The following is a 23865-nucleotide window of genomic DNA, read 5'->3' on the forward strand; positions in this document are numbered from 1 at the left end:
ATGCAAATTCTCACTTATAACCTCAACGGAATTCGGGCGGCTTTGAAAAATGGCCTGTTGGAATGGCTTAAAGACAAATCGTTCGACATACTTTGTTTTCAGGAAGTCAAGGCAACACCAGATGTCGTCGATCTTTCCGGATTTACTGAGCTTGGTTATGAGCTGATCGGTTGGCATGCTGCTGAAAAAAAAGGATATAGCGGTGTCGCGATATTTTCTAAAATTAAGCCTGACTTTGTTTCGCTTGGATTTAATTTACCGGTCTACGATAGTGAGGGAAGAATAATTCGGGCGGATTTCGGAAATATCACCTTGCTTAATTGCTATTTCCCTTCCGGAACAAGCGGAGAGATCAGGCAAAGTGTAAAAATGAGTTTCCTGGAAGATTTCAATAACTGGGTTGATATGCTGCGGATTGCACGGCCTAACCTCATTATTTGTGGCGATTATAACATTGCACATACCGAAAATGATATTCACGATCCGAAGGGAAATAAAAAATCATCCGGATTTTTACCGGAAGAAAGGGAGTGGATGACCAAATGGTTTGGCAGTGGTTATACCGACGCTTTTCGTTTTAAAAATCCCGATCTGAAAGAATATTCCTGGTGGACCTATCGGTCTGGCGCAAGGGCCAATAACAAAGGCTGGCGTATCGATTATATTTCTGTGGCGGATACCTTAAAAGATAGAATTGTAGGAAGCCGGCAGTTTAATGACGCGGTGCACTCGGATCATTGTCCGGTTTGGTTAGAAATTGAGTAAGCGCTAAGTTTAGGTCTGAGCCATATGCGAATATTTTGTATTTTTGAGAAAGACGCAAACAAGAGTAAGTTATGAATATCTCCATGCCTGTAACTTTAAAAATGGGAGAACTGATGAGTGATGAAGACTTTTTTCAGTTTTGCCAAATGAATGACACGCTAGAGTTCGAGAGAGACTCGCATGGAAATATTATACTTATGTCACCAACTGGCTGTTTTACGGAAGTCTTAATTTTCGGTTATTAAGTAATCTCTTTGTCTGGAACGAAAATTCCAGGTTAGGTATAGCTTTTGAATCATCCACTGGTTTTACTTTACCAAATGGGGCAGTACGTTCTCCGGAAGCATCGTGGATAAGAAATGAGAGGTGGAATTTGTTGAAAAATGAACAAAAGGAAAAATTCGCTCCGATTTGTCCCGACTTCGTTGTAGAAATCCGTTCTAAATCTGACGAAATAAAATACCTGCAAGAGAAAATGGCTGAGTATATTGAAAATGGAACTCAGTTAGCATGGTTAATTGACCGTTTTGATGATAAAGTTTATCTGTATAAAGCAGATGAACCGGTTCAAACATTGCACTCTTTAAAAGTAAAACTATCGGGAGACCCAATACTTCCTGGGTTTTTGCTTGATCTGGAATCAATTATTAATTAAGATTTAGGCGTAAAGTCGTCCATAATAAACACCAATTTTGTTTCGTTACTTCCTCATTTACAAACCGTTCGGAATGCTTTCACAGTTCAGTCGTGAAGGCGAACATGCTACTTTGGCTGATCTGGATTTTATTTTTCCAAAGGACATTTATCCGGTTGGCCGTCTGGATGCTGACAGTGAAGGTTTGCTTTTGCTGACCAATGATAATTATCTCAAGACAAAACTGCTCGAACCCAGAAACCGTCATAAGCGGACTTATTATGTGCAGGTGGAAGGCGAAATTACCGATGAAGCCTGTCAGCAACTAGAAGACGGTGTGAAAATATCGATCAACGGAAAATCTTATCTGACTTTGCCGGCGTCTGCCTCATCACTTGATGAACCAACATTGCCGGAACGTAATCCTCCGATACGTTTCCGAAAAAACATTCCGACTTCCTGGGTATCCATAACGCTTCATGAAGGCAAAAATCGACAAGTTCGCCGGATGACCGCCGCTGTCGGATTTCCGACTTTACGTCTGGTACGCTGGGCGATTGGAAAAATTTCGCTGGCAGATTTTGAAAGCGGAGGAGCTAAACCAGGGGACGTATGGGAAGTTACGGAAAAAGAAGTCCGGAGACTCACACTTTAAGCTAAAAACTTACTTGATAAAACAACTATTTGGACTTGCCAAACCGGATAGAAGGGTTAATTTTGTAGTTATCCTGTTTTCAAAATAATTATTAGTTGGCAAAGGAACAAAAAGAAACTCCGCTTAATAAACAGTATAATCAGATAAAAGCCAAGTATCCCGGCGCGTTACTTCTGTTTCGGGTTGGCGATTTTTACGAAACATTCGGAGAAGACGCGATTCGTGCATCCAAAATTCTTGGTATTGTTTTGACGCGTCGCAACAACGGCGGATCGCACGAGGAACTTGCCGGTTTTCCGCACCATTCGCTGGATAATTATCTTCCAAAACTGGTTCGTGCGGGCGAACGTGTTGCCATTTGTGATCAGCTGGAAGACCCATCTACAGCGAAAGGAATTGTGAAACGCGGAGTTACGGAACTGGTAACACCGGGAGTTTCCATGAATGACAATGTGCTTGATACGCGCAGAAATAATTATCTGGCTGCGGTGCATGTAGGTTCTGACGATTCGTTTGGAATTGCGTTTCTGGATATTTCTACCGGAGAATTTATGACTGCGCAGGGCAATGCTGCTTATGTGGATAAAATGCTTCAAGGTTTCACTCCGTCGGAGGTGCTTTTTTGTAAAAAACATAAACAGGAATTCAATCAGCTTTTTGGCGGTAAGTTTCATACTTTCCAGCTGGAAGACTGGTGTTTTGGATATGATTACGGGTATGAGCAACTTACCAAACATTTCAATACGACTACGCTAAAAGGTTTTGGTATTGAAAACTTAACTCTGGGTATCATCGCTGCCGGTGTCATTCTTCACTATTTAAAAGAAACAGAACATAAGGAAGTAAGTCATATCAGCCGTGTAACCAGGCTGGAAGAGGAAAAGTACGTGTGGCTGGATCGTTTCACGGTCCGAAATCTTGAACTGGTTTTTCCTCAGCAGGAAGGCGGCGTTCCACTGATCCAGATTTTAGATCAGACGGTAACACCGATGGGCGCCAGGTTATTGAGACGCTGGGTTGTTTTACCGTTAAAAGAAAAGTCACCTATCGAAGAGCGACTGAATACCGTTGAGTTTTTCCTTCAAAACGATGAATTGCATGAATCCATTACCCAACATCTGAAACAGATCGGTGACCTGGAACGATTGATTTCAAAAGTGGCCGTTCGCCGGATCAGCCCACGTGAAATGGTACAGTTGAAAAAGTCACTGAAACAAATCGGACCGATTAAAGAGATCCTTAGCAAAATCGCTTCAACGCATACCAGTTATGCTGTGTTGAGCAAATATGCCGATCAGCTCAATCTGTGTACTTTTTTGATTGATAAAATTGAAAATGAATTAAGAGAAGACGCGCCCCTGTTGATTAATCAGGGCGGCATGATCAAAGATGGTATCGATGCGGAACTGGATGAACTGCACGCGATTTCCCGTGAAGGAAAAGGGTTTCTTTTGAAACTGCAGAATGAAGAAATGGAACGCACCGGTATCCCTTCTCTGAAAATAGCTTACAACCGTGTTTTTGGTTATTATCTTGAAGTTACCAATTCACATAAAAATAAAGTCCCGGAAGAGTGGATTCGCAAACAAACGCTTGTTAACTGCGAACGTTACATCACGCCGGAATTGAAGGAATACGAGGAGAAAATTCTTAATGCTGAGGATAAAATTTCAGCGATCGAATTTCGCATATTTTCAGCTCTGATTTTGACTGCTGCTGAATATGTCGGCACAATCCAGCAAAACGCGATCATTATTTCGTCACTGGATGCACTTGGCTCTTTTGCTTCCATTGCGAAGAAAAATAACTATGTCAAGCCGGTTATTAACGATGAAAAAATACTGGATATTAAAGACGGCCGTCATGCTGTGATTGAACAGCAACTGCCGCTGGGTGAAAGTTATGTTCCGAATGACGTTTATCTGGATAATGAGACGCAGCAGATTATCATCATTACCGGACCAAACATGGCAGGTAAATCGGCCTTGCTACGTCAGACAGCATTAATTGTTTTGATGGCGCAAATGGGTTGTTATGTTCCTGCTAAAGCTGCGACAATCGGGATTGTTGACAAAATATTTACAAGGGTAGGAGCGAGTGATAACCTGAGCCGTGGGGAAAGTACGTTTATGGTCGAGATGACAGAAACGGCAAGTATTCTTAACAATTTAAGTGACCGAAGTCTGGTACTTATGGACGAAATCGGGCGTGGGACAAGTACATACGATGGCGTTTCGATAGCCTGGGCGATCACAGAGTATCTGCATAACCAGCCGTTGGTAAAGCCGAAAACGCTTTTCGCAACCCATTATCATGAACTAAATCAGCTCTCAGAGGACTTTCCACGCATCAAAAACTTTAATGTTGCCGTAAAGGAAGTTGATAACAAAGTGATTTTTCTAAGGAAATTAAAACCGGGAGGCAGTGCGCATAGCTTTGGTATTCACGTGGCGCAAATTGCCGGAATGCCCCAACCGATTGTGTTAAGAGCCAGTGAAATTATGCATCACCTTGAGAAGGATCACGTTGCAGAAAAGCATACCAAAAAGATCAAGGAAATGCCAAAAAACAATTTCCAGCTCAGCATTTTCGAGCCCACAGATCCGAGGCTTGAACAATTAAAAGAAAGCCTGTCGCTGATTGATGTAAATACATTATCGCCGATTGAAGCACTTTTAAAATTAAATGAATTCCAGAAAATGATTCAAAAAAAATAATACCGGCAGTCTTTGCTGCAACCTTTCTAATTTAATAACTCCTAATCTTTTTTATGAAAAATTTAACGCGTTATCAATTGATGGCCATGATGTTCCTGCTCTATTTTATTTGGGGCTCGTGGTATGGCCAGATGAGTAAGTACATGTTTAATGAATTGGGTGCAACAGGTGTACAAGTGGGTGGTGCCTATGCAGCTTTTTCAATTGCGATGATCATCGCGCCATTTTTTGTCGGCATGATCGCTGACCGTTATTTCGCAGCGCAGAAAGTTCTTGGTGTGTTAAGCCTGGCGGGTGCTGCGTTATTGTACGTAATTACTGGAATTAAAGACGCAGATACTTTCTTTTGGGTAATTTTGGCATATTGTATCACATTCGCTCCGACGATGGCGTTGACAACTTCAATCGCTATGCAGCATGTGAAGGACACCGAAAGAGATTTTCCAACCATTCGTGTGATGGGAACTGTGGCGTGGATCGTCGTTTCAAATATTATTGGATATTATGGATTTGGAGACAGCGTCATGATTTTTAAAATCTCGATGGTCGCTGCCGCAGTACTTGGTGTTTATTCCTTTTTCCTTCCCAATACGCCTCCAAAACCAAATACAAGTACTTCCTTTTCTGATATTTTAGGTTTGGATGCATTCAAACTTTTCAAAGACCGGTCTTTTGCTATTTTCTTTGTTTCATCCTTGCTGATCTGTATCCCGTTGTCATTTTATTATGCCATGGCAAACCCGTCTCTGACTGATTCCGGTATGACAAATGTTGAAAATAAAATGTCGCTTGGGCAAGTTTCAGAAGTTGTTTTCATGTTGCTTATTCCACTGGCTTTCCGAAAATTTGGTGTTAAGTGGATATTGATCGTAGGACTTATCGCCTGGATCGTACGTTTCATCGGATTCGGTTATGGCGATGCAAGCAGCGAATGGCTGCTTTATATGGCAATCGTACTACACGGTGTTTGTTATGATTTCTTCTTTGTTACAGGGCAAATTTACACAGACAGCAAAGCAGGCGAAAAATATCGCTCGTCGGCACAAGGGCTTATTACAATCGCTACTTACGGTATCGGAATGGGTATAGGATCCTGGATAGCTGGTATTGTAGCGGATACTTACACTGTGAATGGTGTCAAAGATTGGACGAGCATCTGGATGGTCCCGGCGGGTATCGCAGCTCTGGTACTTGTTCTTTTCGTATTGTTCTTTAAGGATAATAAAGTGAAGGCGGAAGCTTAAAATTCTGGTTTAACGCGAAGAATAATAGTTTAAGGCAAAGACTGCGGAGATAACTTCGCGGTCTTCGTTGTTTACAGCAAGGTGCTTTCGGATAAATGAGTGATGACACAGATATATTCAGTTTAGAGAATCAATTTTTTTTAAATTAATTCTCAACTTGTCGGAGACCGTCTATTTTAGCTAAATGAATGAAAAATTTATGCACATTCCAGGAGGCTCCTACGGAGCCGGCAGCATAGCTGCAACCTCGTTTCTATAAACAAGCGGCTCCCAAGGAGTCAAAAATCTGGGATGCTCCCAAGGAGCCAAAACCTAATTTTTAAGTTTACTTTAACGTGAAAATTAAGTTTTCGAAAATGAAAAAGGTCACGGAATTCGCTCCGTGACCTTTTTCATTTTAATATTTAAGAATTTCGATATTCTCACCAATCATCTCTGTCTCTGGAATCACCTCTTTTAGATCCGCCACCTTTTTTGTAATCTCCGTCTCTACCGCCCCTGCCGTAATCAGATTTTGGTTTTCCGCCATATCCGCCGCTTCCGCCGCCATAACCTCCACCACCATATCCTCCGCCGCTGTTTCCGCCACCACTATATCCTCCACCGCCACCGCTGTATCCACCGCCGGCTGGTTTGTTTCTTCCAAAGCTTGAACTTCTGTCACCTCCGCCGCTATTCGTTCTAGGCTGATCGCCAGGAGTTCTTTCTTTTTTCTGCGATTCGTTCACAACCAATGGTCTACCGTACATTTCGACCCCGTTCAACTCACTTATGGCTAGTTTAGCCTGTTCTTCATCAGGCATTTCTACAAACCCAAACCCTTTGCTTTGACGTGTAATTTTGTCAATAATAATTTTTGCGGAGCTTACCTCACCAAATTTCTCAAAAGCTTCACGCAACTCGCTTTCCTTTAACTTAAAAGAAAGACTCCCAACAAAAATGTCCATAGAAATGCCTGTTTTTTAAATTTTGTTTTGTTCTGTTAAATATATTTATTTTAACTGATATGCTACTACACTATTTTTGAAAAATGTTGGCACATATACAATCTTTTTCACCGGATCATATCCAATATCCGCTGTGTTGCTGGTTTGAGGTCTGGTATCAAGAATTAATTCCTTTGATCCTTCCTTCACATAATACACAGCACCCGCCCAGCAAGACACGATATATTCTCCCGGTTTTACCTGCTCAATTCCATCTGTACTTTTGTCCAATCCCTCCACAATAGTTGTCGGTTTTTTGTTAGCGTCCAATCTGATTAGTGCGCCGCTATCTAAAATCAATAAGTCAGAACCGACTGCAAGCAGACCATTCGGACGTGTCAGCGTTTCATAATAAGTAGAAACAACTCCGTCTTTCAGCAAATGTACTTTATGCAGATCCGAATCTGATACGTAAATATTTCCTTTGGAATCAATCGTCAGGTCATTCAGGAATTTGGAGCCTTCAACGGGATATTTTTTTAAAATTTTTCCGGTTTTAAAATCAATTTCCACTATGTCAGTCACGTCGGCAACATAAAATTTCGAGCCGATTTTGCCCATACCTTTCGGTGCGTGAAGTCCCGTTACCCAATTAAGATTTACAATTTTTCCGTCCGGTCCGACTTTACCGATAGCACCTTTTCCATCTTTCTCGCCTGGTTTTCCATCAATCTGTGCCACATAAAGCATTTTGTCAGTCGCGCTGTAAAATACGGATTCAGGCACGGGGATCGTTGCTTCCGTCGCCCAGATTTCGGTTAATGTATTTTGCGCCTGGGTCGAAAATGCAATGGCAGATAATAATGCTGCGAAAAGAATGTTTTTGGTTTTCATACGCTCGTCTTGAATTAGCTTTTGGTTGAATAATTCGTTGATACTAATTGATCATAAAATTGTTATACCAAAACTAAATAAAAAAACATGAAAAAAGTCCGGACAAAGGCGGCCGGACTTTTTTAAATTTTCTGCAAAACTATATTACTTTTTCTTTTTTGCCTTTTTCTTGCTCTGAACCGGTGCTTCGGTTGTTTTGGATAAATCCTTGATACGGATATTTCTGAATTTCAATGGCGAACCATGACCAAGGAATCCAATGTATCCGGATGTATTTTTCAAACCCGGGTGATCGCGGTGATCAGCTGTTCCATTTTTGCTGGCCTCTGCAAGGTCGCCTTCCGTGATTACTGTTCCGTTCAAAGTCACCTTTATTTTTGATCCTTTCAGATATACCTCTTCATAATTCCATTCGCCAAGTGGTTTCAGGTATCCGCGTTTTGCGGGAATGATTCCATAAGCCGAACCGTGATATTGATATTCTTTCAAATCCTTATAAATGTCAGCGTCGTTATCCAGGATTTGAATCTCTGTTCCTACGTAAGCAGCATCACCTTCCATCGGTGTACGAATTCCCAAACCGTTATTCGCACCCGGCGTAAGCTGGAACTCAAAACGGAAAATGAAATCACTGTATTGGTCTTTTGAATACAAATTACCTTTTCCACCACCTTTTGGATCCAAAACCATCTCGCCGTTTTGACTAGTATAATCCGTAGTGTTTCCGGTCCATTCGTGCATATTTGTACCATCAAACAAAACCTTATATCCTTCTTTTTTTTCTTCGTCAGAAAGTACGAAAGGTTCAGGGCGTGGAATTTCTCGTACGTAGATATCACGGTAGTAAACAATGTTTCCGTGTGCCTGCAATTCCAGCTGTTCTTTTACAAAAATCGGCAATTTACGATCCCAATAATTTTCCAGAATTACATTGTCAACGACGCGTTCGCCGTTCAGCTCAATCGTTACTCTGTCGCCGATCATGGTGATATGGAAATTATTCCAGTCACCAATCGCATTATCGGCGAGTTTGGTTGGGTTTTTGGGATTTTTTGCATTATTATATAAACCGCCGGAGCCAACCTGTGCACCAACTTCTACACGCGAGGTATCCCATATCTGAACCTGAGGTGTGCCGCGAAGATAAATTCCTGCATCACCTTTTGACTCGATTTTCCAGTCTACGAACATTTCAAAATCGCCATACTGTTTTACGGTACAGAGGTTATCCCCGTGGCCTGAAAACACGAGCTCACCATTTTTTGCAGACCAGCCCGACTTCATTATTTCGTCAGCTTTCTTCTGTTTGTAAGCCAGCGAATCAGCGCTCATTTTCGAACGTGCAATCGGATTTTCTACCAAACCTTTCCAGCCCGTTAAGTCTTTTCCATTAAACAAAGAAACAAAACCTTCCCCTGTCGGCATTTCTGATAAGTGCTTGCGGATTGACTCTTTCTGATATTCGGCATCCTGACCTTTTAGCGCCGATGAGGCTTTTGTCAATAACGAGCGAATTTCTTCTCCGGTAAAATTCTTGTTTGCCAAAGCAATATTCATGACAGCCTGGGCAGAAGCCTGCTGAACTGCGCCTGCTTCGTCCAGATATTTTCCAGCCAGAAGCAGTGCATTGAACGTTTTATATTTCACAAGCTCTTTTAGGATCAGTTCTTTTTGAGCGTCCGTTTTTGCAATGTCAATCGCATTGTGAAGCATCAGTACTTTGTTGACGGGCGTTTTTGTCGATTTGGAAATACCAGCCACGAAACCCGTTAATGCAAGATTAAAATCGTCAGCGTCCGAAGATTTTTTAGCGATTGCCAAAAGTTCATTCGCGGCACTTGCATCAGTCCAGTTGGATAGGGCGGCGATCGCCGCTTTTTTCGAAATTGCATCGCCCGAATTATATGATGAAACGACCGCGTTTAACGCCTTATTTCCACCGATACTTGCCAGAACTGCCAGATAACGCGATTGTTTGTCGGCCGGAGATGCAGTGATTTGTTTAAGAATAAGATCACTTTGCGCTGTTGTGTTCCCTGAGCCTTTAACACCGGTGATTACAGCTTTTTGCACAGCCGAAATTTCTTCTGCACTGCTTACTGAATTTAGAAGCGTAAATAACTGTGGCAGATCATTCGAAGTTGCCAATGATTTTAACGCATTGAATGCAGCTGTTTTCACATCAGGATTAGCACTTGTCAGCAACTTAGAAACCGTACTCATCTTTGGACTGGCAGCTCTCGCAGCCAAGACATCAATTACCGCTGGCTGCGCTGTAACCGGCATACCAGGCAACGCCGTGGCAAGCTGATCAACGACAGAATTTCCTTTTAAAGTAAGAAGCGTATTTTTTACTGCTTTGATTTCTTCCACGTTACCTTTTTTCAAAATCGGAAGTAGGGCAGGCAAGCTGCTCTCTCCGCCAATTTTTCCGGCCGCCCAGATCGAAGCCAATTTTACCTTCTCATCTTTTGAAGCAAGTGATTTAGTAATTGTTGATAATGCGTCTTTTGATTCCGCACGCCCCAGCATATAAATAATTTCTGCCTGAACTTCTGGTTTTGCTTTTTTCAAAGCATTAAGCCAGGGTGTTGTTCCGTCCGCCATCGTATATTTCTGACCCAGTTTCAGAGCCGCAGCGCGGTACTCAGGATCAGTGCTTTCCATAGCTTTCACCAAGACAGGGACGCTTTCCCTTTTTTTGCTGTCTGCATAAATTTTCAGAGCCGAAGACCGGGTATCCGTTTGTTTTGCATCAACCAGGTTAGTCGCAAGCGATAAAGCAGCTTTTTCGGCGATTGGCGCGTTGCCCGTCAATGATAAACGAGACAGATAATTCAGATACGCCGCGGTTGAGTTTGCTTCGTCATACAAATAGTTTACCTTTTTAGCGGCAGCCGCCAAAATTGCTTCCGACGAAGGAACTGCGATTTCAGAAAGTGCGAACAAACTTACTTTACGAAGGTTCAAATCGTCGCTCGTAGCCGTTTTTTCTATAGCTGGAGCAGCTTCCTTATAGCGACTTCCGCCCAGCGCTTCCGTAATGAAAATCTGAGGATTTCCTTTTGCATTCGTTAAACCTTGCAGCAAAGCTTTTCCAGCTGCGTCCGATCCTATTCTCGCCAGTGTTCTTGCTGCCGGTCCTGATAATTTTTCGTCGGTTAGGAAAGTTGCCAAAGTCGGAACTGCTTCGTCTTTGCCAATAGTTTGCAGTTGATATATCAAAAATTGTTTGCTTTCCGGTGCTTCGACTTTCGCCAACGCTTCCACGTAAGCTTCGGCCGCAGTTTTACGCCAGGCTTCTTTTCCAGCCTGAGCAGAATAGTATGTAAATCCACCCAAAGCATACTGTACTTTGCTGTCATCGCCTTTTCCCGGAGCTGCGAGCATCGTTGCGATCTGAACCAAACCTGGTTTTCCAAGTTCAGCCAGTTCATCCATGCTTTTCTTTAATTGTGTGGCATTATCAGCCGGAAGCTGAGCCAGTAAGTCAGCGATCCGGGTTGATGTTGTTCTGTTTTTATCTAATTGAGCCATTGCGCCCGTATTGAACATACCGGTTGCAAGCAGCGCATATATAATTTTTTTCATGATTTGTTTTAAATGAATGAAACGGTGTAGCTTTCTCTTTTTGAGATCATTACATCTGAATAGTTACATAGTCCAAGGTCCGCGCATAGGCTGATCGATTAAACGGTTCGCACCTTCGTCATCAATAAATTCCTGTTTTACAGGATCAAATTTCAATGAACGGCCCAAACGAAGTGCGATCAAGCCCATGTTTACCAGCGTACAGGAACGGTGTCCGTTTTCTTCATTTAAAGCAAATTTCTGACGACTTTTTACCGCTTCAACAAAGTCGGTAACCTGTGGTTCAGGATCCGGGAAAGCAGCGAGTTTCTTTTCAAGGTCAGGAATATCCGACCTGAAATTTGGATATAATTTACCTTTTGGACCTTCGATATAAGCTACATTTTCATCTTTCGCTTCGCCGTCAAGAACGATCTGGCAACCATCTGCATAGGTGTAGGTAATACGTCTCCACGTTCCAACTGCCTCCGTATGCTGCTGCGGTGCGTCCACTTCCACACTGACTGGAGATGTATCATCTTTACCAAGGAAGTACTGGATCGGGTCAATATAGTGTTGGCCCATGTCACCTAATCCGCCGCCATCATAATCCCAATAACCACGGAAAGTCTGGTGAACGCGGTGAGCGCTGTACGGTTTGTACGGCGCTGGGCCAAGCCACATTTCGTAGTCAAGTTCTGCCGGCACAGGCTGCGGTTCGTTGACAGTTTTTCCAACCCAGTAAAATTTCCAGTCGAAACCGGTATGCTTGCTCACCGTAACCTTCAACGGCCAGCCCAACATGCCACTCTGAACTAATTTTTTTATCGGTTTCACGGTTGTTTTCATACCGTAAAAATTATCCTCAAAACGGAACCACGTATTCAAACGGAATATTCTTCCATGCTGCTGAACTGCTTCCACTAAACGTTTTCCTTCGCCAATGGTACGAGTCATCGGTTTTTCGCACCAAACATCCTTTCCGGCACGGGCAGCGTCTGCGGCAATGATCCCGTGCCAGTGAGGTGGGGTTGCAACGTGTACGATATCAACTTCCGGTAATTGGATTAATTCACGGTAATCAGAAAAAGTTTTTACTCCTTTTTCAACCATACCCACAGCTTTTTCCAAATGGGTTTTATCAACATCACAAAGTGCTACCACCTTGGTTCCGGCATACGGAATGTGGCCCCGGCCCATAGAACCAACACCAACAATTGCCTTTGTCAGCTGATCACTTGGAGCAATAAAGCCTTTGCCCAAGACGTGGCGGGGTACAATGGAAAATGTGGCGAGCGTCGCCAGCGAACCTTTGATAAAGTTCCGCCGGGACGAAGAGGTGCCTTTCTTTTCTTTCATTAGTTAAGGGATATTTAGGAAATGTAAATGTTTAGGATTGTAAATAAATTTATTAAATACGTGTGAAATTATGACATTATTTAGAATGTAACAATGACGTTGGCGCGATTCACGCGAATTTTATGGGCGAACTTATAATCCGACAATTGTTTCGCGTAATTGTTTACGTGTTATTTTTCAGCGTATTGATCTTAAATTTGGCAGAATAATATAAAAGCTGCAATCGCCAGGATTGCAGCTTTGTTCATTTAATACAGTATGATTTAAAACTTTATTTTACCAAATCAATCTTCAGGCCATCAATAAAACTTTTCTGAGCTGCCATTTTTTCAACTTCCTCTGATTTTCTTGGTGCTTGTACAGATAGATTTTCAAAACCATCTTTTTTTATCAAAACATCATCTTCAATTCTAACTGCGATTCCCCACCATTTTTTATCACAGTCGCTGTTTTCAGGAATGTAAATTCCCGGCTCAACCGTAATGATCATATTCTCAATCAGCTTGTGATAAAGTCCTTTGTCGTGCACGTCAAGACCGAGGAAATGAGAACATCCGTGCGGGTAATAAAGTCGATTCTGTTTTTCATCTTTCAAAATCCCAAGCCGCACCAACCCGTTAGTAATGACATCACGCGCTGTTTTTTCGATTTCCTGAAAAGTAGTTCCTTCCCTGCAAATTTTAAAAACGGCTTCCTGCGCCTCAAATACGATATCATAGATCTGTTTTTGCTCTGTTGTAAACTTTCCATTCGCGGGAAAGGTTCTGGTTACGTCAGCAGAGTAACCATGATATTCGGCGCCGACATCCATCAACACCATTTTGTTGCCAAGGTTGGTTGCGTTATTTTCAATGTAATGCAGCACGCAGCCATTCGCGCCTGCACCGACAATTGACGGATAACCGACATATTCTGCACCTAGTTTTTTATGAATAAATTCCTGCACGCCCTGCAATTCCAGTTCCGACATCCCCGGCCTGACTGCTTTCATAGCCTCGTTGTGCGCCAGCGCAGAAATTGTGATTGATTTACGCATCAGCTTCAGTTCCTCCGGTGTCTTGATTTGTCTCAACTTATTAGTATACAGGCTGTAAAGCGCAGGATCCCATTTTGAATCATCCATTTCTTTCAAGAGCGCTTTTGCCTCCGTCGAATCTTTGAGATTAATTACCTTTTTTATGAACGTATTATTCTTGTACTGCTCACTTTCATCCGCCAGATTTTTGTAGTACTGTGTTAAACGCGGAATCGAATTAAGCAGCATTGGAAACTGCGAAATTGACATAATATCAGTCATCACTTCTCCGTCAAAATCTTCGGGCAGGGAAGATTTTTTGCGGAATATTTTTACAAGATCGTAAGTATCATCTGTTTGTGTTATTTTATCAGAAATCTCTTTCGGAAATTCGAAAATAATTTTGTTGAATTTTGAAAGATTCGGTACGTGTCGCTCAAAGTCCTCAGCGTTATATACATGAGAAAATCCCATCGCCTTAACATCTTCGATACCAAGTCTTTTGCCTGTCCATTGTTCACGCTGAGGATTCTTTTTCTGAACAAAGAATAATTCATTATACGGCTGATTGGCAGAATCCTTTTGTATGTCTTTAAAAATCAACAACACCGAGCTTGGTTCGGTGTAACCGCTGAAATAATACAAATCCGGATTCGCGTGGTATTTGTAATCCACATCATTGGAAAAATTCCGGGTTGGAAACGCGAAGATCGCCATGACCGAATTTGCCGGTAACATTTGTCTGAGCGCGTCCCTGCGGCCTTTGTGAAAATCTTTGCTGAGATAGTCCGTCGGTACGGGCAACTGAGCAAGACAGTTTACTGCGGCGATGAACAAAGCTGCAAATGAAAGTGGTATTTTTTTCATGTGTTTCTGGCTAATAATTTTCCTTAATCTCTCGTGAATTCTTTATAAGTAATTGTAGTACAAAAAGTTGTATATTTAAGTAAAGTGTTGTTTTGCTCTTTCTTTTACCCAATTCGAATGTACTCAAATGTTTTCTTTTTTCCTTTTTTAAACGACTATATGCCAGAACTAAAAAAGTCATAGCAACATGGGGAATTTCAAATCTTTACAAGAAATTGATTTTAAAAATCTGGTCAAGCCTGACTATTTTCCTTCACCGCAAGCCTGGGAAGATCAGGTACTGTATTTTTTGCTGCTCGACCGCTTTTCGGACGGAAAGGAGAAAGAGTTTATTGATAATACCGGAAACGTTTTTATATCAGGAACGACGCCGCCTTTTATCACGGAAAATTTTGAAAATGCAATCCAAAACGCGGCGGATGCGACGAACTGGAATGAAGCGGGAAATAAATTTGTCGGCGGAACTTTAAAAGGTTTGGAAAGTAAGATCGGATATTTAAAACGATTAGGAATTTCTGCGATCTGGATTAGCCCGGTTTTTAAGCAGGTCAAATCGTTGGAAACTTTTCACGGGTACGGAATTCAGGATTTTCTTGAAATTGAGCCCAGGTTTGGTACCACGCAGGATTTGATCGATGTTGTGAAAACTGCACACGACAATGGTATTTATGTAATTCTGGATATAATTTTAAACCATTCCGGTGATGTTTTTGGTTACGAAAAAGGTCAGCCAGATTACCAAAACGGAACAATATTTCCTGTCCAGGGATTTCGTGACGCGGCGGGTTCTGCAAATCTTCCGTTTTCTGCAATGGATGAAGATCAATTTCCGGATGCAGGTATATGGCCGTCGGAGCTTCAGACGCTTGAAACATTTACCAGAAAAGGAAAAATAATTCACTGGGACGATAGTCCGGAATTTCTCGACGGTGATTTTGAATCGTTAAAAGATATCCATCATGGCAACGGCAGTACCGATAATTTCCACCCTTCCGAAGCATTGGTCGCACTGACAAAAGCGTATAAATATTGGATCGCCGTTGCGGATATTGACGGATTCAGAATTGATACTGTCAAACACATGGAAACCGGCGCTACCCGTTATTTTGCTTCCGTGATTAAAGAATTTACAATGGCCGTTGGCAAGGAGAATTTTTATCTGATCGGTGAAATCACCGGGGGAAGGTCAAGAGCTTTTGATACGTTGGAAATAACCGGTTTGGACGCCGCCCTTGGCATCGATGACATACCCGACAAGATGGAATATATGGTAAAGGGATACCGGAATCCGTCTGAATATTTTAGTTTATTCAGGAATTCAGAGCTGGTTCATAAGGATTCGCATATCTGGTTTCGGAATAAAGTAGTTACCCTTTTCGATGATCATGACCAGGTAAGGAAGGGAAATAACAAGGCGCGTTATTGTGCCAATGATTCCGGAGCAGATTCTCTGATCGCAGTGATCGGGCTTAACCTTACTTCGCTTGGCATTCCATGTTTGTACTACGGCACCGAACAAGCTTTTGATGGTGAAGGCGGGAATGACCGGTATATTCGGGAAGCGATGTTTGGAGGTGCTTTTGGAGGTTTTCGGAGCAAAAATGCTCACTTTTTTAAGGAAAATAATACATGGTATCCTGAAATAGCCAAGATAATTGACGTCAGAAACAAACATATACCGTTGCGAAGAGGCCGCCAGTATTTAAGACAAATTTCAGGAAACGGTACTGACTTCGGTTTTCCTGTTATGTTTGGTGATAGAATGAAATCGATCGTAGCGTGGTCAAGAATTTTCAATGATCAGGAAATTCTTTGTGCTTTTAATACCGATCCGGAAAATGAATTGATTGCTTATGTGACGATTGACGGCACACTGCACACTATCAATTCCAGAATGAAGTGTCTGTATGCGTCGGGACCAAGTCCGGTTGAGGTAAATGTTGAAGTCAGGAACGGCAAGGCAGTTCGCCTCACCATCCCGCCCTCAGGTTTTGTTATTTATGGATAGTAGGAGCCGGCTAAGCCGGCTTTTTCATAGGTTGTATTTTCCAGTAAGTCAGACTTCTCCATAACCATTCCAGCGGTCCGAAATAAAAATTTCGTAACCATATCGGGCTGATGATTAACTGGAAAATCCAGATTGCGAATACGACAAAAAATATCTGATAATATTCAAATGTGGCAAATTGGTTTAAACCATAACCGTAGAAAAACAACGTGCAAACCACGGAATGCGTGATATAATTTGTGAAAGCCATTTGACCGACAGCAGCTAATCTATTCAGAAAACTTCTGATAACTCCGGTTTTATACAAAACCAGAATGACCGAGACATGCGCCATAACTAAAAATATTCGCTGCGCCGGGTATATCAGGTCAATCCAGACTATCGGGTGGCTGTCCATATGTGCCAGACTTGCGGCCATGGTTGGAAAATTATAAAACGCGTAATAAGAGTCATACAACACCAACGGCAAGCCGATTCCGTATCCGATCAGTGCGACTTTTATGTACTGCTTTCTTGTCCATCGGCACGTCAGAAACCCCCATTTGAACAAGGCAATCCCTAACAGCATCAGTGCAAGGGGATCCGAAATTTGGTACAAAAAATAAGTTGTCTGCCCTTTCCATGCTTCTTTTCTGATTTTGGCAGCAATAGTTTTATAATCCGATTTCATGATCCGGGTATTTTCTACGGCGTCCTGTTTATTGGGAATAAATTCCTTTTCTATTTCCCGCCATTCGGTCAGGATTTTGAGTTGTGCAGCAGTCAATTTTTTTCCTGCGTTTTTTTCCGCTGTCACTTTCAGATAGTCCAGCCGTTTCGTTCTTATTTCCTGATAAAACTGAGTACTCGTAAAAAAGCCGATAATTGTAACAATTGGCACACCCCAGACAAGATATTTTGGCGCCGCTTTGCGAAACAGAAAGGCTATCATCCCGATCAGCCCATACGAATAGAGTATATCTCCGCTCCAAAGGATAATATGTGCATGAATTAATCCGAACACGACCAGCCAAGCCATTCTCCTGTAAAATAGCCAGGTTGCCGACATTGCGGTTTTTTCTTTTTTTGAAATAAAAAGGAGAATTCCCGCCCCAAAAACCATGGAAAATAAGGCTCTCATTTTGCCTTCGAAAAAGATTATGATAACTGTTCTGACCCAGAAATTAATATCTCCGGGATTACTCCTGAACGATTCTGAAAAATAGTTCGGCATCGAAAAGCTGGGAATATTCATGAGCAGAATTCCGAGAAGTGCAATGCCCCGCAATACGTCAATCGATTGAATTCGTTCCTTTTCAGAAACTGGAGCAAGGGCAGATTCAGTCGTCAGTACCTCAACAGTAGTGCTACTTTCCATCTTTCAAACGTTTAGCGTGGAAAAAAATTTAAGAGGGTAATTATCGAATTTAATGATATAAAACGTTATATATCAATTATTTAAACTGATCTTATTTAACGGTACTTGGACGGTTTATATGTAGATGAAAGGTTTATTGATACCGCAGGAAATTCGTTGGCGGATAGCCAAAATCAGCGGACTGAATACAACTGAATAAAGGGATATGCGTAACAGAAAAAAGCGGAGCCATTACAGCTCCGCTTCTAGCTAGTTTGATAATATTTCTGACTAAATTTTTAATAAGATAGTTTATATACTTTTCCCAACGCCATCGAAACTGCCACATAAGATTTGTCTCCAATTCTTTCCAGATCCGTCGGCATCATCAGTCCGTCCATTATAGTACCGCCGCTCGCATTTAAAATTTTGCCTGTGAAAGGTTTGAAGCCGTCGGGAAGCGCAAAATTCGCAAATGAAACTACCAGAGGCTGATAAGATGCCGTGAGCACGATATCGACGATCGTTGTAAATCCGCTTTTATATAACGAAATATTTCCTGATTTATCAATTTGCTGGATAGTAGAAATTCCTTCGATAAACGGAAATCCGCTGAGAGAAGAAACAAGAAATTTATTTCCATCGTAAACGATACCAGTTGGAACGAAATCGATCGGTCCGTCTTTGCCCTCGTAAGGAAGCAATTCAGCGAAAATGCTAAGTGCTTTGTTCGGGTTTCTTCTCACAATCGCGTTGGCCGCCGCGTCTGTAATGTAAAGATTATCATTTGGTCCCCAGGTCAGGTTATAGACGTTCGATTCATGTTTGTGGTTTTTAAAACTGGATCCAAGGACAAATAAATTGATTGTTTCACTTGGCAAAGTTGCCGCAAGCATTGGATCTGTTATACCTGGTTTAAAGTTGGAAACATCTGCAATAAAAAGTTTACCCAAAACGCCGTGCAGTATATAAAGTTTTCCGTCTTTGTAGGAGAGGTGTGTAAGTCCGCTGGGGGAATTTTCAGGGTTGATCACAGATAGAAATCCTGTGATTGCAGGCCAAACTTTTCCGTCTGGTGTGATAACCGAAACTCTTCCCGTGTTGCCATTGCCATCTCCTTGCTCGGTGACCCACAGGTAACCATTAGAACCTTGGGTTATCCCTAAGGGTGCCATTAATCCGCTGGCAAATTCTTCCGATTTAAAACTCTGAGGATCTTCGATGATGTCGTGATCCACACAACCAGCTGCGAAAATCAATAATAGAAGGGCAAACTTTAATAAAAATGAAGTTTTCATAATGTTGAATTTTTATACGATGTTGATTTGGAGAATATTACACGATATTACTTAACTACGATGTTGGATAATAGGAATATTTGATATTATTATTATTCGGTCACGGGAGTCCGTGCAGGTAAGAATAAATAGCGTTCAGCTCCTGATCTGTATAAGTAAGATGCCGCCAGGGCATTGCATCGCTCAGCTGTTTTCCGTCTGGCGTTTTTCCTGTTCTGATGGTTGTCGCGAATCCTTCCAAGGTCCACTTTCCAAGGTTTCCTGTCGAACTGATATCCGGAACCGGCGGCTCATTCGGGCCGTGAGGAGCGGCGCCTTTTAGCGTGGGGCTGTGGCATCCGGTACACGTGATCGCGAGATATTCGCCGTATTCAGGTGTGGATGACGGAGCTACGTCGTCCACATAGACAGCATTATGATTGATTTTTTCTGCTGGAAACAGCGGGAATTCGTCAAGGAAAGTGAGAACACGTCCCAGTGGCTTCAAAGATTTTTGATGGCCGACTTTGTCGACAGGCGGGCGCGATTTCACAAAACTTATAAGCGACGCCATGTCCTGGTTAGAAATGTGGTAAATTTCATGCGATGGCATAAACCAAAGCGAGCGACCGTCTTTCCCCAGTCCGTGACGAAGCGCCCGAATCCAGTCCTGGTCGGTGTAATTAATTCCGCCGTTGCCTGAGGTAATGTTTGAACTGTATAATATTCCGATCGGAGACTGTTCATCAGCAAAAGCCATCCCGCCCGATAAATCCATACCATGACAGCCTGTACAGCCACGAATTTCAGCAATATGTTTTCCTTTGGCAATTGAAATACTATCATTCAAAACCGTTAAGGATTGAAGTTTTACATCGTAGATTTTTTTGGCCCGGGATTCGGTGTCATAATAAATGTAGGCATAGACGGCAGATAAAATAAGGGCTAAACTTCCCACTACAATTCCTGACCATTTGATAATCTTACTAAACATATCGAAACAATTATAGGTGAACAATCGTGCATATGAGTCTGATACCCAGATTCGGAGGAGACTATGTCCGAATGGGTGACGGCGGGGAAGATGTTGATGATCGAGGTTCGAAACTAGTAGTTCTGCCAATATTTGTCAATAAAAATAGGTTAAATGAACACCGATTCTTAGTTAACGGTTACAGTAACTGATTTTGAAATAGTTTTGATATGAAAAAACAGTTGGTTAAAGCAAAATTGCTTCAACCAACTGTCACTGCAGAGTTTTTGGATTAGGTATTTAAAGTGGAATATTTCCGTGTTTTTTTCTTGGAAGTGTTGCTGCTTTATTTTCAAGCATTCCAAAGGCCCGGATTAGTTTCTCGCGGGTTTGTTCCGGATAAATTACCTCGTCGATATACCCGCGATGGGCCGCCCGGTATGGATTTGCAAATTTTTTGGTATACTCTTCAATCTTTTCAGCCAGTTTTTCCTGTGGATTTTCAGCCTCGGCAATTTCTCTTTTAAAAATAATTTCTGCTGCGCCGCTCGCGCCCATAACTGCAATTTCTGCGGTAGGCCAAGCAAAATTCATATCGGCGCCTATGTGTTTTGAGTTCATCACGTCATAAGCTCCGCCATATGCTTTTCGCGTAATGACAGTTACCCGGGGGACGGTTGCTTCACAAAATGCATACAAAAGTTTAGCCCCGTTTGTAATAATGCCGTTCCATTCCTGGTCCGTTCCCGGCAAAAAACCAGGTACATCTTCAAGCACCAAAAGTGGAATATTGAAACAGTCACAAAAACGAACGAAACGAGCGGCTTTCTGGCTCGCATTTATGTCGAGAACACCTGCCAAAACAGCCGGCTGATTTGCCACGATGCCGATACTTCGCCCGGCAATTCTAGCAAAACCAACGACAATATTTTCTGCGAAATTTTTATGTACTTCAAAAAAAGTATCGGTGTCTGTAAGTTCTTCCACCACCTCACGAATATCATAAGGCTGATTCGGATTTTCGGGAATAATCGTATTTAAAATTGGGCGTGATTCGTTTGCCGGCTGGTATGGAAGGCGTGGTGCATCATCTTCACAGTTTTGCGGCAGATAGCTCAATAATTTTTTAATATATAAAATACATTCAACTTCGTTGGCTGAAACAAAATGGGTCACGCCGGATTTTGTTGCATGTGTCATTGCTCCGCCAAGTTCTTCGGAAGTTACGTCCTCATGCGTTACGGTTTTAACAACATTTGGCCCGGTAACGAACATATAACTGCTGTTTTCAACCATTAAAATAAAGTCGGTGATTGCGGGAGAATAAACTGCACCGCCAGCGCAGGGACCCATGATCGCCGAAATTTGGGGGATGACACCGGAAGCCAGCGTATTTTTATAAAATATATCGGCGTAACCTGCAAGGGAAAGCACACCTTCCTGGATTCTGGCACCGCCCGAATCGTTTAATCCGATCACCGGAGCTCCGTTTTTCATCGCGAGGTCCATAATCCTGCAGATTTTTTCAGCGTGTGTTTCCGAAAGAGAACCGCCAAAAATCGTAAAATCCTGTGCAAAAACGTAAATCAGTCTGCCGTTCACGGTACCATATCCCGTGACAACTCCGTCGCCCAGATAATGTTCCTTATCCAGCCCGAAATCGCGGCTTCTGTGCATCACAAACTTCCCGATTTCTTCAAAAGAACCTTCATCCAGTAGAACAGAAACCCGCTCTCTCGCGGTAAGTTTTCCTTTTGCATGCTGTGTTTTAATTCTCTTTTCTCCGCCTCCAAGATCTGCTTCTGCATTTTTTTTATCTAAAAGGTCTTTTTTCGAAGTTGCGGCGAATCTTGATTCCATGTAATACGGACGATATGGTTACATTTGTTTTTGAAATGATTCCTAAATATAATGTCATTTTAACAGATTCAGGAAATTTTTGCATTTCTATGAGGCAGAATGGTACGGGCTTTATTTTTTTAATGGTGTTTCTTTTTCTTTTCAATGGAGAAATTAATGCTCAAACGACCGGCGGAAGGAGCGGACTTAACTTTCTGCAACTTCCGGCACAGGCAAAAAGCACGGCACTAGGATCAAGCCATATGACTATTTCAGGAAATGATCCTGGCTTATTTTTACAAAATCCGGCCTTGCTGGATTCTTCAAAACAAGATCAGGTATCGCTGAATTTAATGCCCTATCTCGCCGACACAAAGTTTGTTAATCTTGCTTATGCCAACGCCGTAAAACGCACGGGCGGCATATGGGCCGTGGGGCTGCAATATCTCAACTACGGAAATATAACGGAGACCGATGCAATTGGAAATGTGGTCGGGGAATTCAGAGCGGCAGATTATGGCATTTCCGCCGGATATGGGCAGACGATTGGCGCGTTTACACTTGGCGGAACGGTCAAGTTTGTCGGTTCTTCCATCGAATCTTACCATGTTCGGGGGATGGCGTTTGACTGGGGAGGTGTTTTTAAACATCCACGCGAAGATTTTACAGTCGGTTTTGTCGCCAAAAACTTCGGTTTCCTGAAACAAAATTTTACAGGCGCCAATACACCAATCTTACCACTGGATCTGAGAATTGGATTGACATTTAAGCCGAAGTATATGCCGATAAGGTTTTCCGGAACCATTCATCATTTGAACCGTTTTGATATGGTTTACAATGACCCGAACCTGTTTTTTACTTATGATATCAATGGTTTGAGAATTCCCAGGAAAGTCGGTGTTGCAGAGAAGCTGGCCCGTCATATTTCGCTCGGAGCGGAATTATTGCTTCACAAAAATTTCCGGATACTATTAGGATATGACCATCTTCGCCGGCAGGAATTACGGCTGAACGACGCAGGCGGACTGGCGGGATTTTCGTTTGGTGTCTGGCTTCGTGTAAAAAGATTTGAGATCAGTTATGGCCGGGCGCAGTATACACCCGGTTTTGGGAGCAGCTCTTTGTCGCTGGTGATGAATTTGAAAAAGGCGAACTGATACCTAAGCTTTCTTATACCAAACTTGCACCAGACCAGATTTGAATGTTTCAGATCGGACAAATTTCAGTGGTAATGCAGGACGGTTATCTTGAAAAAGTCTGATGCCATTGCCAAGTAAAACAGGGATAATGGAAATACAGAATTCGTCGATCAAATTGTCTCGTAGAAGCAGGTTGACAACTTCCGCTCCACCATCGACAAAGATATTTTTGCCTTCCTGTTCTTTTAATTTCAGGATCAGGGTTTTAATGTCTTCTGTGTAAAACTGAACTTTCCCTGTTGCACGTTTCGGTGTTCTGGTGATAATGTAACTTTCCTTATCGTTATGCGGAAAATCAAATCCCATCGACAATACTTTGTCATAAGTTTTTCGGCCAACAATAACGGTATCAACTGTTTCAGTAAATTGAGTATAACCATAATCTTCACCCTCTTGCTCAACTACAGAAAGAAAATCAAGATTGTCGTCTGGCGATGCGATATAGCCGTCGAGGCTGGTTGCAATGTATAAAATTACCTTTCTTTCCATGCTTATCTTATGAAGTAAACTACAAAATAAGCTACCGGAGTCCTAAACCTAAAGCTGAAATCCATTCCTGTACAAAACATTTATTAAACGAAACGTGC

General features: G+C 42.2%; 17 protein-coding genes. 7 read left to right on the forward strand and 10 right to left on the reverse strand.

Features of this window, described 5'->3' with window-relative positions:
- The 5 genes from BMY70_RS24605 to BMY70_RS24625 all read left to right on the forward strand — a co-directional run bounded on the left by BMY70_RS24605 (position 1) and on the right by BMY70_RS24625 (position 6015).
- Positions 1–765, forward strand: coding sequence for an exodeoxyribonuclease III (locus BMY70_RS24605; protein WP_090339513.1), 765 nt, complete (start codon positions 1–3; stop codon positions 763–765).
- Positions 766–976: 211 nt separating this feature from the next.
- Positions 977–1420: a Uma2 family endonuclease gene (locus BMY70_RS24610; protein ID WP_374754726.1), complete on the forward strand. Its 444-nt coding sequence runs from the start codon at positions 977–979 to the stop codon at positions 1418–1420.
- Between the two features lie 37 nt (positions 1421–1457).
- On the forward strand, positions 1458–2054 hold the full coding sequence (locus BMY70_RS24615) for a pseudouridine synthase (RefSeq protein ID WP_090339516.1): 597 nt from the start codon (positions 1458–1460) through the stop codon (positions 2052–2054).
- Positions 2055–2149: 95 nt separating this feature from the next.
- Positions 2150–4771: a DNA mismatch repair protein MutS gene (gene mutS / locus BMY70_RS24620; protein WP_090339519.1), complete on the forward strand. Its 2622-nt coding sequence runs from the start codon at positions 2150–2152 to the stop codon at positions 4769–4771.
- 53 nt (positions 4772–4824) lie between these two features.
- On the forward strand, positions 4825–6015 hold the full coding sequence (locus BMY70_RS24625) for a nucleoside permease (protein WP_090339522.1): 1191 nt from the start codon (positions 4825–4827) through the stop codon (positions 6013–6015).
- A gap of 422 nt (positions 6016–6437) precedes the next feature.
- Here BMY70_RS24625 and rbp read toward each other — a convergent pair whose 3' ends face one another.
- The 5 genes from rbp to BMY70_RS24650 all read right to left on the reverse strand — a co-directional run bounded on the left by rbp (position 6438) and on the right by BMY70_RS24650 (position 14646).
- The gene (rbp, locus tag BMY70_RS24630) at positions 6438–6962 is read right to left on the reverse strand and encodes an RNA-binding regulator (RefSeq protein WP_090339524.1); all 525 of its coding nucleotides are present in this window, start codon (positions 6960–6962) and stop codon (positions 6438–6440) included.
- Positions 6963–7007: 45 nt separating this feature from the next.
- Positions 7008–7835 carry an ATP/GTP-binding protein gene (locus BMY70_RS24635; RefSeq protein ID WP_090339527.1) on the reverse strand — a complete coding sequence of 276 codons (828 nt, stop codon included), beginning with the start codon at positions 7833–7835 and terminating at the stop codon, positions 7008–7010.
- A 144-nt stretch (positions 7836–7979) separates the two neighbouring features.
- Positions 7980–11426: a DUF1080 domain-containing protein gene (locus BMY70_RS24640; RefSeq protein WP_090339530.1), complete on the reverse strand. Its 3447-nt coding sequence runs from the start codon at positions 11424–11426 to the stop codon at positions 7980–7982.
- Positions 11427–11489: 63 nt separating this feature from the next.
- Positions 11490–12764 carry a Gfo/Idh/MocA family oxidoreductase gene (locus BMY70_RS24645; RefSeq protein ID WP_090339535.1) on the reverse strand — a complete coding sequence of 425 codons (1275 nt, stop codon included), beginning with the start codon at positions 12762–12764 and terminating at the stop codon, positions 11490–11492.
- 271 nt (positions 12765–13035) lie between these two features.
- Positions 13036–14646, reverse strand: a complete 1611-nt coding sequence (locus tag BMY70_RS24650) for an aminopeptidase P family protein (RefSeq protein WP_229209764.1) — start codon at positions 14644–14646, stop codon at positions 13036–13038.
- Between the two features lie 187 nt (positions 14647–14833).
- On the opposite strand from BMY70_RS24650, the gene BMY70_RS24655 reads away from it, so the two are divergent.
- Complete coding sequence (locus BMY70_RS24655; protein WP_090339537.1) at positions 14834–16654, forward strand: alpha-amylase family glycosyl hydrolase; 1821 nt, start codon at positions 14834–14836, stop codon at positions 16652–16654.
- A gap of 10 nt (positions 16655–16664) precedes the next feature.
- Here BMY70_RS24655 and BMY70_RS24660 read toward each other — a convergent pair whose 3' ends face one another.
- The 4 genes from BMY70_RS24660 to BMY70_RS24675 form a co-directional block, all read right to left on the reverse strand.
- On the reverse strand, positions 16665–18011 hold the full coding sequence (locus BMY70_RS24660; RefSeq protein ID WP_090339539.1) for a DUF418 domain-containing protein: 1347 nt from the start codon (positions 18009–18011) through the stop codon (positions 16665–16667).
- A gap of 278 nt (positions 18012–18289) precedes the next feature.
- Positions 18290–19288: a ScyD/ScyE family protein gene (locus tag BMY70_RS24665; protein WP_090339542.1), complete on the reverse strand. Its 999-nt coding sequence runs from the start codon at positions 19286–19288 to the stop codon at positions 18290–18292.
- Between the two features lie 100 nt (positions 19289–19388).
- Positions 19389–20261 carry a cytochrome c gene (locus BMY70_RS24670; protein ID WP_090339545.1) on the reverse strand — a complete coding sequence of 291 codons (873 nt, stop codon included), beginning with the start codon at positions 20259–20261 and terminating at the stop codon, positions 19389–19391.
- A 279-nt stretch (positions 20262–20540) separates the two neighbouring features.
- Positions 20541–22100, reverse strand: coding sequence for an acyl-CoA carboxylase subunit beta (locus BMY70_RS24675; RefSeq protein WP_090339547.1), 1560 nt, complete (start codon positions 22098–22100; stop codon positions 20541–20543).
- A 14-nt stretch (positions 22101–22114) separates the two neighbouring features.
- Here BMY70_RS24675 and porQ point away from each other — a divergent pair, with 14 nt between their 5' ends.
- Positions 22115–23236: a type IX secretion system protein PorQ gene (porQ, locus tag BMY70_RS24680; protein WP_229209765.1), complete on the forward strand. Its 1122-nt coding sequence runs from the start codon at positions 22115–22117 to the stop codon at positions 23234–23236.
- Positions 23237–23239: 3 nt separating this feature from the next.
- Here porQ and BMY70_RS24685 read toward each other — a convergent pair whose 3' ends face one another.
- Complete coding sequence (locus BMY70_RS24685) at positions 23240–23767, reverse strand: dihydrofolate reductase family protein (protein WP_090339549.1); 528 nt, start codon at positions 23765–23767, stop codon at positions 23240–23242.
- Positions 23768–23865 lie beyond the last annotated feature (98 nt).

Origin of the sequence: Dyadobacter koreensis, assembly GCF_900108855.1 — a bacterium.
GTDB classification, from domain to species: Bacteria; Bacteroidota; Bacteroidia; order Cytophagales; family Spirosomataceae; genus Dyadobacter; species Dyadobacter koreensis.